This is a genomic window from Citromicrobium bathyomarinum, assembly GCF_038594485.1.
GTDB lineage: Bacteria > Pseudomonadota > Alphaproteobacteria > Sphingomonadales > Sphingomonadaceae > Alteriqipengyuania > Alteriqipengyuania bathyomarina_A.
Genome location: NZ_JBCFZG010000004.1, coordinates 510,948 through 524,154, shown reverse-complemented (window position 1 = coordinate 524,154; position 13,207 = coordinate 510,948). Strand labels below are relative to the sequence as shown.

The following is a 13,207-nucleotide window of genomic DNA, read 5'->3' as shown; positions in this document are numbered from 1 at the left end:
GGTAGATGACACTCGACTTTTTCCCATCGCGTACGCTGACGCTGTACCTCGCCAAGATGTTCTCGCTGCGCATCATCGCCGTGCTGGTGATGCTGGTGCTGGTGCTGATGATGCTCGACCTGCTGTCGACCAGCGGCGAGATTCTGGCCGTACCGGGCAATACGGAGGCCGATCTGTGGCTCTATGCGTCGCTGCGCATACCGCTGCTGATCCAGCGATTCCTGCCCTATTCGGTACTGCTGGCGACGATCATCACGCTGGTGACGCTCAACCAGAACAGCGAGGTTATCGCGATGAAGGCCGCGGGGCTTTCTGCACACCAGGTGCTCGCCCCGCTGATCCTGACCGCGCTGGTCGTGGCTGCGGGGACCTTCGCGTTCAACGAGCGTGTGGTGACGCGCGCCGCGGCGGAGCTCAATGCGTGGGAAAAGTCGAAGTTCGGCGCCCTGCCGCAGACGAAGGAGGACTCAGGGGTGATCTACCTGATCGACGGCCCCGACATCCTCACCGCGCGCAGCTATAACGCAGGCGGGCCCGCCCCAACGCTGCGCGACGTCACCTTCTACCGCCGCAGCCCCAACGGCGAGATCACGCAGCAGATCGACGCGCCGCTTGCGGTGCGGGGCCGCGATGGGTGGTCGATGCAGACCCCGCGCGTGTTTACCGTGGGCACGGCCAGCCTCTCCGAACCTGCCGAGGTGATCGTCGCGAAGGGCATCACCCCGCAGGACATCGAACTCGCGTCGGTCGATCCCACGGCGCAGCCGCTGTGGCGACTCGACGATTCGATCGCGGCCTACCGCGCCGCCGGGCGCGACACAGACGAGTTGCAGGCGAACTACTGGCACAAGATTTCCGGCCCGCTGTCGGCGGTGCTGATGCCCCTGCTGGGAGCCGTGGCGGGCTTCGGGCTCGCCCGTTCAGGCCAGCTGTTCGTGAGGGCGATGATCGGGATGGCGCTGGGCTTCGCCTATTTCGTGCTCGACAACGCGGCCCTCGCGATGGGCAATTTCGGGGGATATCCACCTTTCCTCGCCGCGTGGGCTCCATTCTTCCTGTTCCTGCTGATCGGCGAGACGGTGCTGGTCCGCACAGAGGAGTGACCGGTCCGGACGAAGCCGGCTGGAATATCCGCCTTGCGCGGCCGGACGATGCCCCGGCCATGCCCGCGATCGAGCGCGCGGCGGGCGCAATGTTCGACCGGATCGAAGGGCTCGCAGGGATTGCCGGGCAGCAGACCGTTCCGGTCGATCGCCTGCGTCGCTATATCGCGCGGGGCCATTGCTTGGTCGCGACATCGGGCGAGACGCTGGTGGGATTTCTCGTGACCCAGCCGTTCGGGCGCGAACTTCACGTATACGAATTCAGTGTCCACCCCGATTGGCAGGGTCAGGGCATCGGCACCGCACTGATCCGCGCCTGCCTGATCGATGCGCGCAATTGCGGCTTTATCGCAGTCACCCTCACGACATTCGACCAAGTGCCTTGGAACGCGCCATTTTACCGGCGGATGGGCTTTCGCGACGTCGATCCGACCGAACACAAAAGGCTCGCACTCGAGCTTGAAAACGAGCACGCCAACGGTTTTCCGGCGGACTCGCGCGTTGCGATGGCGAGCAATATTAGTTGACTTACGCGCAATAAATGACCAATGCAGGGTCTATTCAGGAAGGTCGCCGTACAGTTCGAAAAGCGTCTCAGGATGAGTCGGGGCCGTCGGCCTTCCATTGCATCATCCGCCAGTGAGCGTACGTACTCCTCAGAACACGAAACGCAGGACATTTGCTTGTGTCGGAAACGAACACCGCAAAACCGGATTCCGATCTGCCGTTCTGGAAACGGCGCCACTATTGCATCGTCGCGCTCTTGCCAAAGAAAACAGTCGGGCCATCGCCTGATTGCTAGGATATTCATGACCGATATAACCGTCCTGTCGCTCGACGCGGCGAATTCGCAAGATCGATCGGCCTTCGTCGATCTTGGCCGCCGCTTTTCCGCGCAGGTCCCGCACTTTGTGCCGCAGATGCGCTCTGAGCAGATCGAGCTTGTCCATCCAGACAAGAACCCGTTTTTCCAGCACGCCGACGTCCAGCTGTTCATCGCCCAGCGCGGCGGCAAACCGGTGGGCCGGATCAGCGCGCATATTGACCACCTGGCGCTGACCATCCCCCCGGAACAGGGCATGGGTCCGGGCACGGGCATGTTCGGGTATTTCGATGCCGACGATGCCGAGGTCGCCAAGGCGCTGCTCGCCAAGGCAGAGGAATGGCTGAAAGCGAAGGGCATGACCCGCGTTCTCGGCCCGATATCGATGTCGATCTGGGAAGAACCGGGCCTGCTGGTGCGCGGCCAGGATCACGCGCCGATGATCATGATGGGGCAACACCCCGCCGAATACGCCGATTACATCACCGCCTGCGGGTACGAACCCGTCAAGCGGCTCGATACATACGAGCTGGATATTTCGTGCGAGTTTCCGCCGCTGGTGCAGCGGATCGTCAAATCGGGCGAACGCAACCCGCGCATCCGCGTGCGCGAAGTCGAGCTCGACCATTACCAGCGCGAAATCGAGATCATCCTCGAAATCCTCAACGATGCCTGGTCCGACAACTGGGGGTTCGTCCCGCTGACCGAGGCAGAGGTTGCGCACACGGGCAAGAAACTGCGCCCGCTCGTCCACCCCGAACTCAACCGGATTGCCGAACTGGATGGCGAGCCTGTCGCCTTCATGCTGACCCTGCCCGACGTGAACGATCTGTTCGCGAAAACCGGCGGCAAGCTGTTCCCGTTCGGCTGGCTGCGGACCCTGCGCTGGCTCAAGAAGCCGCGCGGGGCAGGCATGCGCGTGCCGCTGATGGGAGTGCGCAAGCGGCTGCACAATTCGCGCCTGGCAAGCCAGCTCGCCTTCATGATGATCAGCGAGATTCGCGCTTCTGCAGCGGGCAAGTTCGAGTCGCAGCGCGGCGAAATCGGCTGGATCCTCGAAGATAACCAGGGGATGATCGCGATTGCCGATACGATCGACAGCCGGATCAATCGCGAATATCTGATCTACGGCAAGCAATTGTAACGGAACGCCAAGGCACCTTGCGTCGTTCGATTGCCTGAACCTGCCCTGCGGCAGTCTTTGGCCAAGGACGATCTTCCATGCCGCCTGACGGCGCAACCGAACACAACACGCGCAAATTCGGCCCGGTCCTGGTGGTGGAGGACGATGCCGTGCTCGCCCTCGCGGTAGAGGACGCATTGCTTGCCGCTGGCGCGCGCGACGTCTCGCTTGCTGCGAGCACCGAAAAAGCGATGGACATCCTGCGCAGCAGCGAGGTCGAAACCGTCATCCTCGACGTGCATCTCGCGGATCGGGGAGATGGCTGGGCGATCGCCGAACTGCTCCGCGCGCTTGGGGCGGAGGCACCCAGGGTGATCTTCGCGACCGGATCGCCGAACGAAATCCCCCAGGACATTGCCGATCTGGGCCCGGTGCTGGCGAAGCCTTACGATTTCGAAGAGCTGGTTACACTCGCGCGCGGCAGCGCCAAGCCATCGCTGTTCGCACGTTTGCGGCGCTGATCGCACCGGCCATCGGGAAACCACCCACCCCGATCTCTACGACACTCCAAAAAAAAGGCCTTCGATCCGCGTGCTGCGGAACGAAGGCCTTCGGGATCGTATCACCGGCCGCTTGGACGGGAGGGGGGTCTCGGCGGTGACATAGGGGAAATGCTCCGCTCGAAAGGCGGTTCCTGTGGGCTCAAATTTTTTTTCGGCACCGCTGAAAGGGGTGACCTTCTTTCATGTGAGAGCCCATCTTTCCCAACTCTTGGAACCGGCCATCGTGCGAGGCGTTGGCGGGAGAGGTTCAGACGGGAAACAAGTCTTATGTCCATTGGTGAAAATGTCGCTGCGAATCTTCCGTACCTGCGCCGCTACGCGCGCGCGCTGACGGGATCGCAGCAAACCGGCGACGCTTTCGTGCGCGCCACGCTGGAGGCCGCGCTGGCCGACGACGATCTCAAGGCGTCGCTCGAAGGCGGGCGGGTGCCGCTGTATCGCGCGTTCAACAAGGTCTGGTCGAGCGCCTATCTGGAAGTGTCCAACCACGGAGACGGTGCCGATCTGCCGGGCGATGTCGAAGCGGACCGGCTCCAGAACGTGACCCCGCTCAATCGGCAGGCGCTGCTGCTGACCACGCTCGAAGATTTCACGATCGAGCAATCGGCCGAGATCATGGAAATCTCCGCCGAGGAAGTCGAAAAGATGGTGCAGGACGCGATCGCCGAAATCGATCGCGAATCCGCCACCAGCGTGCTCATCATCGAAGACGAGCCGCTGATTTCGATGCAACTCGAAGATCTCGTCCGCGGGCTCGGCCACGATATTTGCGGCACCGCCGCCACGCGGACGCAGGCGCAGGAAGTGGTGGCCGAAAAGACCCCCGGCCTCGTTCTCGCCGATATCCAGCTTGCCGACGGATCCTCGGGCCTCGACGCGGTCGACGACATCCTCAGCATCGGGAGCGTGCCGGTGATCTTCATCACCGCCTATCCCGAACGCCTGCTGACCGGCGATCGGCCCGAACCGACCTATCTGGTCACCAAGCCGTTCCAGGAATCGACCGTCCGCGCTGCGATCAGCCAGGCGCTGTTCTTCAACACGCACCGCGAGAACGCGAGCGCCTGACGGCACGATCCGTTTTTCGCAATTCGAAGGGGCGTCGCTGATTGCGGCGCCCTTTTTCGTTGCGCTTCCCATCCGATGAATCGGTCGCAAGTGGGTCTGCGCTATTGACCCAGCCTCATGCCTGACGCCTCAGCTGCGGGGCGGGCTTTCGCGCAGCTGGCTGCGGCGGGCGCGCATGCGGAACTCGGTCGGGCGGCGGATCGGGACCCGCAAAACGCATCGCACGCCCTTGGATTCGAACCGCAGATCGACCGGATGCTTTAGCTCGTGCGCCACGATCTTCTCGATCAGTTCGGTGCCGAAGCCGCGCTTGCGATCCGTCGGCACGGGCGGCCCACCGCCTTCCTGCCAGACGACCTCTGCCAGATCTTCGGATAGGCGCGTCCAGCTTACCTTCAGCGTGCCTCCCTCGACAGACAAGGCGCCGTACTTGGCCGCGTTGGTCGCCAGTTCGTGCATCGCCAAACCGAAGGAAAGCGCATCGTTGGGGGCCAGCTCGACATCGGGCCCGGTCAGGTCGAGCGTGGCTTCGGCAGCGCTGGCATAGGGCGCAAGCTCCGCCTCCAGCACGGCCAGGAGCGGGGTCGTGCCCCATTCGGACTGGGTCAGCAGATCGTGCGTGGCCGACAGCGCCCGGATGCGTCCGTCGAGCCCGCTCGCGAAATCCTCCAGCGAACTGGCCCGCCGACGCGTCAGCGCGACGATCGAGAGCACGTTGGCGAGCGTGTTCTTGACGCGGTGGTTCAGCTCGCGGGTGAGCGAGTTGCGGATCGAGTTCTGCTCGGCATAGAAATCGAGCGCGGCCTGGTCTTCGTGCGCCTGCTGGGTCAGCAGGCGGGCGACCAGCATCGAAAGGCTGGCGACCGCGATCCCGAACAGCAGCGTGATCATCGACAGCAGCGAAAGCGCATCCCCGCGCGAGGATTCGACCTCGACGGTCATCGGCCGATCGGCCAGTGAGACTTCGAGCCGCGTCACATTGCCCGTCATCTTCTCCGGCGCGTGCGACGCGATCAGATTGGCGGGCCTGGGTTCTCCATCGTACAGCCGCACCCCGCGCGAGCCGACGACCTCGCGGGTCAGCACCGAATCGAGGAAGTCCTGCGAATTGAACGGGCTATAAACGAAGCCGCGGATCATCTCACCACGCGTTTCCGGCTCGAACACCGGCACGTAGACGATGAAGCCCCGGCGTGCCTCGCGGTCCTGGACCAGGTCGAGCGGACCGGTCGCGGTGGGCCGTCCCGTGCGGATCGCTTCCTGCATCGCCTCGCGACGGCGCGTTTCGGCATACATGTTGTAGCCGATGGCCTTGCGGTTCATGTCCAGCATCGGCTGGAAGAACGTGACCGGGACCGCAAAGTTGCTCGACTTAGACGGGAGTGGGGATATCTTGAAGGCGGTTCCCGTTTCGCGAGAGGCCAGCCTTTCGAACGATCCGATTTCGCCGCGCGGGACGATCGGGCTCCACCCGATCCCCACCGATCCGCGATAGTCCGCATCCAGCCGAAGCTCGGTCGCGAAGCGGCGGAACAGCGTGGCCGGGACGCGGTCGAGCGTGCTGATCAGCGATGCGCCGGCGACCAGGTAAGAGCCGCTGGTATTGACCCGCTGGTCCAGCGAAGAGGCGATGACCTGCGCGGTTTCGCTGAGGACGGCCTGCTCGCGTCGGCGCTCCCCACGCTCGATCGCGAACACGCTCAACGCCGTGATTGCGGTGATCAGCAGGAAGATCAGAACCGGCACGGCTCTGGGGTAATGGATCAGCCACCGCCTGAATCGCCGTATCTGGTGTGCGTTGTCGGACGCCAAATCTGCCCCGCTAGGATTAATTTTCTCCGCGCGGTCGGCGAAGAAGGGTCGGTCTGATACAGCTAGGGAACCACGCGCGGCCCGCAACGTTCCTGTTGTCTTGGATCGATTTTGGGAAGGGCATACTTGGGTTTCGACCAACGAACACCCATGTTAGCCGACAGGCATGAACAACAAGAACACTCCGGATGCGAAAAGCTCTGCACGACTTGGCCGCGATGAGCACGGCGACCCGATGAGCCAGCCTCAATGGGCCGACAGCCTGCGCAGTCTCTATGACTCGGTCGTCGACGAACCGATACCCGACACCTTCAAGGATCTGCTTGCGCAGTTCGACGAGCCGAAGAAAGCGTCGAGCGAGAACGGGGGCAGCGAATGAGTTCCGTACCCGCCCCCGCGGCGGACCCGGTCGAGTTCAAGCGCGAACTGACCGGTGTCGTCCCGCATTTGCGCGCCTTCGCGCGCGGCCTGTGCGGCCGCCCCGACATGGCCGACGACCTGGTGCAGGAAACGCTGATGAAGGCGTGGGCCGCGCAAGAGCGGTTCGAGCCGGGCACCAGCATGCGCGCATGGACCTTCGTGATCCTGCGCAATGCCTACCTCACCGACATGCGCCGCAATCGCTTTCGCGGCGAATACGACGAGAACGTTGCCGAACGCATCCTGACCGCGCCTGCGGGTCAGGAAGAACCGATCCACCTGTCCGACATGCACCGTGCGCTGCTCACCCTCCCGCCCGAACGCCGCGAGGCGCTGCTGCTGGTGGGGGCCGGTGGCTTCTCCTATGAAGAAGCCGCCAATATCTGCGGTTGCGCGGTGGGCACGATCAAGAGCCGGGTTGGCCGCGCCCGTGCCGCGCTGAACGAGATGCTTGCAGATGGCGACATACCCAAGCGCTCCATCGACGACGACACCGCGCACCGCGCGATCCTGGAAGAACTGGACGATGTCGCTGCGGGCAACGGCCTGGCAGAGCCGACCAATGGGCGCACCTGACGCGGGGCTATCGGCATGGCCCCCGCGGTAGGCGATAGCGAAGAAGAAAAAGTACCCGGTTCGGCATCGATGCGTGCCCCCGGGCGCAATGGGCCATCCAAGAAACGGACCCTGCTGGCAGAGCAGGAATTGCGCCTGCTGAGCACGCTGGTGCTGTTGCTCGGGGTCGGGCTGTTCCTCGCCCTGCCCTTCGTCCTCTCGATCGGGTCGGTGGTGTTCCTGCCGCTGACCTGCGCGATCATACTCAGCGTATTGCTCGCCCCGCTGGCGGACCGGTTTGCTTCATGGGGCGTGCCCAACACGCTCGCCTCCGTGCTCGCGCTGATCATTTTCCTCACCATCGTGGTGCTCGCTTTCGGGGCGATCCTGCAACCCGCCTTTACCTTGTACGACCGCCTGCCCGAATTGATCGAAGGGATCGGCAAGCGCTACCACGAGATGCAGGAGGACTTTGCCTGGCTTGCGCGGGCGAACGACCGGCTGGCCGAATTGCTCGGCTCGGGTGGCAACGAGGTTACGCTGGCGGGCCCCTCGGTCTTCCAGCAGGTCGCGATCAGCGCGCCGCTGCTGCTGCTCGAAGTCATGCTGACCTTCCTGATGGCGTTCTTCATGGTCGAGGCGCGCAGCCGCTTGCGCCGCAACATCCTGTTCGGACGGACCACCTTCGGCACCAGTGTGAAGGCCGCGCGCGTGCTGCGCGAAGTGCAGGACCGGGTCGCCGCCTACATCCTTACCGTCGCGTGGATCAATCTGGGTGTCGGCATCGTCGTGGCGCTCGGCGCGTGGGCGATGGACCTGCCCGCCCCGATCATGTGGGGCGGCCTCGCCACGCTGCTCAACTTCGTACCCTATATCGGCCCGCTGGCGATGACCGCGCTGCTGACCCTGTTCGGCCTCGGCACCGCGGACACCGTATTCCTGGGGCTAATCCCGCCGATCTCCTATGTCGCGCTGCACATGATCGAAGCGAATGCGGTGACGCCTGCGATCCTTGGCCGGCGGTTCACGATGAACCCGGTGATGATCCTGCTCGCGTTCTCGTATTTCTCGTGGATATGGGGAGCGGTCGGCGCGCTGCTCTCGGTGCCGATCCTGCTGATGGTGACGGCCTTCTTCGACCATGTGGGCCGCCCCAACCTGGTCGGCTTCATTTTCGGCGAGCCCTTGTTCCAGACCCCGCTGATCGAGGATGCCGGGGGCTCCGCCGAAGAAACGCGCCCGGCCTAGGGGCAGCGGGCAAGAAAAAGGGGCCGGACCATCGCGGCCCGCCCCCTCTCTTTATCGAAAAGCCGGTTGGCTTAGCTCGGATAGGTCCAGGTTTCACCGCGGGCGAGGTTCTCGCTCGCGAAGCCCCAGTTGAGCTTCTCGGTGGTCAGCGCCTTGAGGTAGGCGGGGCGCGCGTTCTGGTGATCCAGGTAATAGGCGTGCTCCCACAGGTCGATCACGAGCAGCGGATTGACGCCATCCTTGTCGGCCAGCGTATCGCCATCGTGCGTTTCCTCGATGGAGAGCGCGCCGCCCTTCTCGGCCAGCCACACCCAGCCGCTGGCGAAGTGGCCCGCGCCGCGTTCCTGCAGCTTTTCCTTGAGATCGTCGACCGAGCCGAAGGCGCTGTCGATCATGCTCTTGAGTTCATCCGACGGTGCGGTTTCTTCGCCCGCCATCGAATTCCAGTAGAACCCGTGGTTCCAGCTCTGCGCCGAATTGTTGAACAGGCCCTGGTCGCTGCCACGCGCCGCGGCGATGATTTCCTCAAGCGACTTGTCCGCGTGGTCGGTGCCTTCGATCGCGGCGTTGGTCTTGTCGATATAGGCCTTGTGGTGCTTGCCGTGGTGGTAGCTGAGCGTCTCGGCGGAGACCGCCGGGGCCAGCACGGTGTCGGGGTAAGGCAGGGGGGTTACTTCGAATGCCATTTTTGGTGTCTCCCGTTATTTGGGTTTGAAATCAGCTTTCAGGTCCAGAACGCCCGAGGGCGCTATCCGTTGCATGATTGCCGCCAGAATTCCGGTCGACCGCGCTCGTCAAAGCGACGTCGGCGGTGACATTGGCGAGCGTGCGCATGATATCGGGCAGCATCTCGACCGCGACCAGCAGCGCGAGCGGCTCGACCGGAACGCCCATCGCCAGCGCGATCGGGCCGATCGAGACGACGAAGCTGATCGTGCCCGGCAAGCTGACCGATCCGATCGAGATCACGAATGCCACCGCCAGCCCGGCGAGCATCGCGGTCAGGCTCAGTTCTATGCCGAAAAGGTGCGCGACGTAGATCGCGACCGCCAGGTTCATCGCCGGGCTCGTCGCGCGGTAGATCGCGACCGACAGCGGCAGGACGAATTCGGACACGTTCTCGCTCAGGTCGAGCCTGCGCGCGCTGGCGAGCATCGCGGGCAGGCTGGCGAGCGAGCTCTGGGTGGAGATCGCCACCGCCTGCGCGGGCAGCAGCGCGCGCGCAAAGGCCAGTGGCCCGTGCCGCACCGCGCCGACCACATAGGCGGCGACCAGTACGATCCCGCCCATCGCCGCGACGGTCAGGATGTAGTGCATCAGGGTGAGGAACGCCGCGTCTCCGCCCGCGCGGACCGCCACGCCCATCGCCAGCGCGAAGACGCCCACGGGCGCGAGCCACAGCACCCAGCCGATCACCAGCAGCATCGCGTTCGCCACAGCTTCGAAGAAGCCGCGCAGCGTCGCGGACTGCTCGGGCGGTAGCCGCGTGATCGCGACCGCGAACAGCGCGAAGAAGATCGTCAGCGGCAGCATCGCGGTCTCGGCGGCGGCGGCGATGATGTTGGGCGCGATCAGCGACAGGAAGAATTCGGCAAGGCCGGGCACTTCCTGTGGCTCGACATTGGCAGCCAGCAGGCTTTGCGCCCCGGCGGGCGGAGGAACCAAAGACAGCAGCAGCGGCATGGCGATCAGCGTCGCGACCCCGCTGAAGACGAGCGCGGCGGCCACGAACACCAGCATCCGCCGCGCGGTGGCCCCTGCACGCGCCGCGCTCGCCAGCTGGGTGATGCCCAGCACCAGCAGCGCGGCGACCAGCGGGATGATGGTCATCTGCAAGGCGCACAGCCAAAGCGCGCCGATCGGCTCGCTCACCGGCAGGATCGCGTCCGCCAGCGGCCTGTTCGCGATCAGCGACCCGGCGATCAACCCGCCGACGAGCCCGCCGAAGGTCCACCAGATCGGCAGGCGCAATGTGACCAGCCGTGCTGGACGCGTGGTGTCAGATGCCGACAAGCCGGATTTGCCCCTTCCCTCTTCCATGGCAGGCGTCCAAAACGCCCGCACGTCGATCCTGAGGATCGGTAGAGACGACAGGCAGAGGTGTGAAGACCCCACGATGGCACGCAAGTATTTCGGCACAGACGGTATCCGGGGCGAAACCAACAAGGGCGCGATGACCGCCACCATGGCGATGCGCGTGGCGCAGGCCGCTGGCGCGCATTTCCGCCGCGGCGACCACCGGCACCGGGTGGTGATCGGCAAGGATACCCGCCTTTCGGGTTACATGATGGAAAGCGCGCTGGTCGCGGGCTTCACCAGCATGGGCGTCGATGTGATCCAGACCGGGCCGCTGCCCACCCCCGCCATCGCGATGCTGACGCGCGAAATGCGCGCCGATATGGGGGTGATGATCTCCGCCAGCCACAACCCCTACCGCGACAACGGGATCAAGCTGTTCGGGCCGGACGGCTTCAAGCTCTCCGACGAAGACGAAGCTGCGATCGAGGCTTTGATCGATTGCGAGCCCGACCTCGTGCCATCGAGCGAAATCGGGCGCGCAAGGCGCATCGAGGACGCGCGCGGTCGCTATATCCACGCGGTCAAACAGTCGGTCAGCGACCGGATACGCTTCGACGATCTGAAGGTAGTGGTCGATTGCGCCAATGGCGCGGCCTATCAGGTCGCCCCCAGCGCGATCTGGGAACTGGGCGCGGAGGTTATCACCCTGGGCGTCGACCCCAACGGCACCAATATCAACGACGGTGTCGGATCGACCTCTCTCGACGCGGTCAAGGCGAAGGTGATCGAAACCGGGGCCGACATCGGCATCGCGCTCGATGGCGATGCCGACAGGCTGATCGTGGTCGACGAGAAGGGCGAGACGGTCGACGGCGACCAGATTATGGCGTCGATCGCCACGCGCATGGCGCAAAAGCAGGTGCTGCGCGGCGGGGGGGTGGTGGCCACGGTGATGAGCAATCTGGGGCTGGAGCGCTATCTGCAAGGGATCGGCCTGACGCTGGAGCGGACCAAGGTCGGCGACCGGCACGTGCTCAGCCGGATGCGCGAGGGCGGCTTCAACGTCGGGGGCGAGCAGTCGGGGCACATGATCCTGCTCGACCATGCGACCACCGGCGACGGCACGGTCGCCGCGCTGCGCGTTCTCGCCAGCCTCGTGCGCTCGAACCGTCCGGCCAGCGAGGAACTGCGGATGTTCGAGCCGGTGCCGCAGCTGCTCAAGAACGTGCGCTACGAAGGCGCGAGCCCGCTCGATGCGCCGGAGGTAAAGCAGGCGATTGCCGATGCGGAAGGGGCGCTGGCAGGCAGGGGCCGGCTGGTAATCCGCGCCTCGGGCACCGAACCGCTGATAAGGGTGATGGCCGAAGGCGACGACGCGGGCGAGGTGGAGCGCATCGTGGACACGATCTGCGCCGCCGTGAGCGACGCCTCCTGATGCTGGACATGCGGCCCGATTGCGAACGCTGCGGCGCGGACCTGCCTGCCGCGCGGCCCGGCGCGTTCATCTGCAGCTTCGAATGCACCTTCTGCGCGCCATGCGCCGAAGCGCTGGACGATCGGTGCCCCAATTGCGGGGGCGAGCTGATGGACCGGCCCACGCGCTCGGCGAAGCTGCTGGAGGATTATCCCGCCAGCGCGCAGCGGCGGCACAAGGCATGAACCAGAAACCCCCTCCCCGCATCCTGACCATCGCCGGGTCCGATTCGAGTGGCGGTGCCGGCATCCAGGCCGACATCAAGACGATCATCATGCTCGGCGGATATGCAATGAGCGCGATCACCGCGATCACCGCGCAGAACACGCGCGGGGTGCAGGGCGTTACACCGCTGACCGGCGATTTCGTGGCCGAGCAGATCGAATCCTGCCTATCCGATATCGGCGCGGATGCGATCAAGATCGGGATGCTGCACGATGCGGGCATCATCGGCGAAGTCGCCCATCTGCTCGCCACCTTGCCCGAGGCGAAGGATGTTCCGATCATCCTCGATCCCGTGATGGTCGCGACCAGCGGCGGACGGCTGCTGCAGGAAGATGCGGTGGAGATCATGCGCGAAAAGCTGTTCCCGCTCGCCACGCTGATCACCCCCAACCTGCCCGAGCTGGCGATCCTCGCCGGGCGCGACCTGAACGACAGCGATGCCATCATCCAAGCTGCGGTAGCGCTGGCCGAAGGCAGCAATGCGTGGGTGCTGGCCAAGGGAGGCCACACCGAAGACGCGCGGGTGATCGACTTCCTCGTGAGCGCCGACGGATTTCACATGCAGTTCGACGATCCCCGGATCCCGACGCGGCACACGCATGGTACCGGCTGCACGCTCTCGGCGGCGATCGCCACCTTGGTTGGCCACGGCCAGCCGCTGCACCACGCGATTCGCCTCGCGCGGCAGTTCACCCGTGCCGCGATCGAGAACGCGCCGGGCTTCGGCGACGGTTCCGGCCCGCTCGGCCATCAGGCCGTACGCAAAATCTGATT

The 13,207-nt window shown here is 64.7% G+C and carries 14 protein-coding genes; 11 read left to right on the top strand and 3 right to left on the bottom strand.

The genetic code is table 11. The annotated features are described in order from the left end of the window. Nucleotides 1–5 precede the first annotated feature (5 nt). The 5 genes from lptG to AAG591_RS08230 all read left to right on the top strand — a co-directional run bounded on the left by lptG (nucleotide 6) and on the right by AAG591_RS08230 (nucleotide 4,680). Nucleotides 6–1,103 carry an LPS export ABC transporter permease LptG gene (gene lptG / locus AAG591_RS08250; RefSeq protein WP_342530655.1) on the top strand — a complete coding sequence of 366 codons (1,098 nt, stop codon included), beginning with the start codon at nucleotides 6–8 and terminating at the stop codon, nucleotides 1,101–1,103. Beyond that, nucleotides 1,100–1,630 (top strand): GNAT family N-acetyltransferase, encoded by a 531-nt coding sequence (locus tag AAG591_RS08245; RefSeq protein ID WP_342530653.1) that lies wholly within the window; start codon nucleotides 1,100–1,102, stop codon nucleotides 1,628–1,630. Before lptG ends, AAG591_RS08245 begins: the two co-directional genes overlap by 4 nt. A 282-nt stretch (nucleotides 1,631–1,912) precedes the next feature. Then, complete coding sequence (locus tag AAG591_RS08240) at nucleotides 1,913–3,070, top strand: GNAT family protein (RefSeq protein WP_342530651.1); 1,158 nt, start codon at nucleotides 1,913–1,915, stop codon at nucleotides 3,068–3,070. A gap of 77 nt (nucleotides 3,071–3,147) precedes the next feature. Beyond that, on the top strand, nucleotides 3,148–3,570 hold the full coding sequence (locus tag AAG591_RS08235; protein ID WP_342530650.1) for a response regulator: 423 nt from the start codon (nucleotides 3,148–3,150) through the stop codon (nucleotides 3,568–3,570). 309 nt (nucleotides 3,571–3,879) lie between these two features. After that, nucleotides 3,880–4,680, top strand: a complete 801-nt coding sequence (locus AAG591_RS08230) for a response regulator (protein ID WP_342530648.1) — start codon at nucleotides 3,880–3,882, stop codon at nucleotides 4,678–4,680. Between the two features lie 129 nt (nucleotides 4,681–4,809). Here the strand turns inward: AAG591_RS08230 and AAG591_RS08225 are convergent, their stop codons facing one another. Further along, nucleotides 4,810–6,426, bottom strand: coding sequence for a CHASE domain-containing protein (locus AAG591_RS08225; protein ID WP_342530646.1), 1,617 nt, complete (start codon nucleotides 6,424–6,426; stop codon nucleotides 4,810–4,812). Between the two features lie 232 nt (nucleotides 6,427–6,658). Between AAG591_RS08225 and AAG591_RS08220 the strand changes: the two genes are divergently transcribed. Genes AAG591_RS08220 through AAG591_RS08210 form a run of 3 tightly spaced genes read left to right on the top strand, consistent with a single transcriptional unit; the run spans nucleotide 6,659 to nucleotide 8,715 of the window. Beyond that, a complete protein-coding gene (locus AAG591_RS08220) occupies nucleotides 6,659–6,871 on the top strand; it encodes a NepR family anti-sigma factor (RefSeq protein WP_342530643.1) in 213 nt (70 codons plus the stop codon). Further along, the gene (locus AAG591_RS08215) at nucleotides 6,868–7,488 is read left to right on the top strand and encodes a sigma-70 family RNA polymerase sigma factor (RefSeq protein ID WP_342530642.1); all 621 of its coding nucleotides are present in this window, start codon (nucleotides 6,868–6,870) and stop codon (nucleotides 7,486–7,488) included. Before AAG591_RS08220 ends, AAG591_RS08215 begins: the two co-directional genes overlap by 4 nt. Before the next feature lie 15 nt (nucleotides 7,489–7,503). Beyond that, complete coding sequence (locus tag AAG591_RS08210) at nucleotides 7,504–8,715, top strand: AI-2E family transporter (protein ID WP_342530640.1); 1,212 nt, start codon at nucleotides 7,504–7,506, stop codon at nucleotides 8,713–8,715. A gap of 71 nt (nucleotides 8,716–8,786) precedes the next feature. Here AAG591_RS08210 and AAG591_RS08205 read toward each other — a convergent pair whose 3' ends face one another. Next, nucleotides 8,787–9,401 carry a superoxide dismutase gene (locus tag AAG591_RS08205; RefSeq protein WP_342530638.1) on the bottom strand — a complete coding sequence of 205 codons (615 nt, stop codon included), beginning with the start codon at nucleotides 9,399–9,401 and terminating at the stop codon, nucleotides 8,787–8,789. Between the two features lie 31 nt (nucleotides 9,402–9,432). Further along, nucleotides 9,433–10,728, bottom strand: coding sequence for a dicarboxylate/amino acid:cation symporter (locus tag AAG591_RS08200; protein ID WP_342530635.1), 1,296 nt, complete (start codon nucleotides 10,726–10,728; stop codon nucleotides 9,433–9,435). A gap of 103 nt (nucleotides 10,729–10,831) precedes the next feature. On the opposite strand from AAG591_RS08200, the gene glmM reads away from it, so the two are divergent. The 3 genes from glmM to thiD are packed head-to-tail and all read left to right on the top strand — an operon-like array spanning nucleotide 10,832 to nucleotide 13,205. Continuing rightward, a complete protein-coding gene (gene glmM, locus AAG591_RS08195) occupies nucleotides 10,832–12,169 on the top strand; it encodes a phosphoglucosamine mutase (protein WP_342530633.1) in 1,338 nt (445 codons plus the stop codon). Continuing rightward, nucleotides 12,169–12,393 carry a DUF1272 domain-containing protein gene (locus tag AAG591_RS08190; protein WP_342530631.1) on the top strand — a complete coding sequence of 75 codons (225 nt, stop codon included), beginning with the start codon at nucleotides 12,169–12,171 and terminating at the stop codon, nucleotides 12,391–12,393. The genes glmM and AAG591_RS08190 overlap by 1 nt, the downstream gene beginning before the upstream one ends. After that, nucleotides 12,390–13,205: a bifunctional hydroxymethylpyrimidine kinase/phosphomethylpyrimidine kinase gene (thiD, locus tag AAG591_RS08185; RefSeq protein ID WP_342530629.1), complete on the top strand. Its 816-nt coding sequence runs from the start codon at nucleotides 12,390–12,392 to the stop codon at nucleotides 13,203–13,205. The genes AAG591_RS08190 and thiD overlap by 4 nt, the downstream gene beginning before the upstream one ends. Nucleotides 13,206–13,207 lie beyond the last annotated feature (2 nt).

Excerpts from the sequence above, each read along its gene's own strand:
- AAG591_RS08190 (WP_342530631.1), top strand. The coding sequence starts at position 12,169 with ATGCTGGACATGCGGCCCGATTGCGAACGCTGCGGCGCGGACCTGCCT.
- AAG591_RS08215 (WP_342530642.1), top strand. The coding sequence starts at position 6,868 with ATGAGTTCCGTACCCGCCCCCGCGGCGGACCCGGTCGAGTTCAAGCGC.
- glmM (WP_342530633.1), top strand. The coding sequence starts at position 10,832 with ATGGCACGCAAGTATTTCGGCACAGACGGTATCCGGGGCGAAACCAAC.
- AAG591_RS08205 (WP_342530638.1), bottom strand. The coding sequence starts at position 9,401 with ATGGCATTCGAAGTAACCCCCCTGCCTTACCCCGACACCGTGCTGGCC.
- AAG591_RS08230 (WP_342530648.1), top strand. The coding sequence starts at position 3,880 with ATGTCCATTGGTGAAAATGTCGCTGCGAATCTTCCGTACCTGCGCCGC.
- AAG591_RS08240 (WP_342530651.1), top strand. The coding sequence starts at position 1,913 with ATGACCGATATAACCGTCCTGTCGCTCGACGCGGCGAATTCGCAAGAT.
- thiD (WP_342530629.1), top strand. The coding sequence starts at position 12,390 with ATGAACCAGAAACCCCCTCCCCGCATCCTGACCATCGCCGGGTCCGAT.
- AAG591_RS08210 (WP_342530640.1), top strand. The coding sequence starts at position 7,504 with ATGGCCCCCGCGGTAGGCGATAGCGAAGAAGAAAAAGTACCCGGTTCG.
- lptG (WP_342530655.1), top strand. The coding sequence starts at position 6 with ATGACACTCGACTTTTTCCCATCGCGTACGCTGACGCTGTACCTCGCC.
- AAG591_RS08235 (WP_342530650.1), top strand. The coding sequence starts at position 3,148 with ATGCCGCCTGACGGCGCAACCGAACACAACACGCGCAAATTCGGCCCG.
- AAG591_RS08220 (WP_342530643.1), top strand. The coding sequence starts at position 6,659 with ATGAACAACAAGAACACTCCGGATGCGAAAAGCTCTGCACGACTTGGC.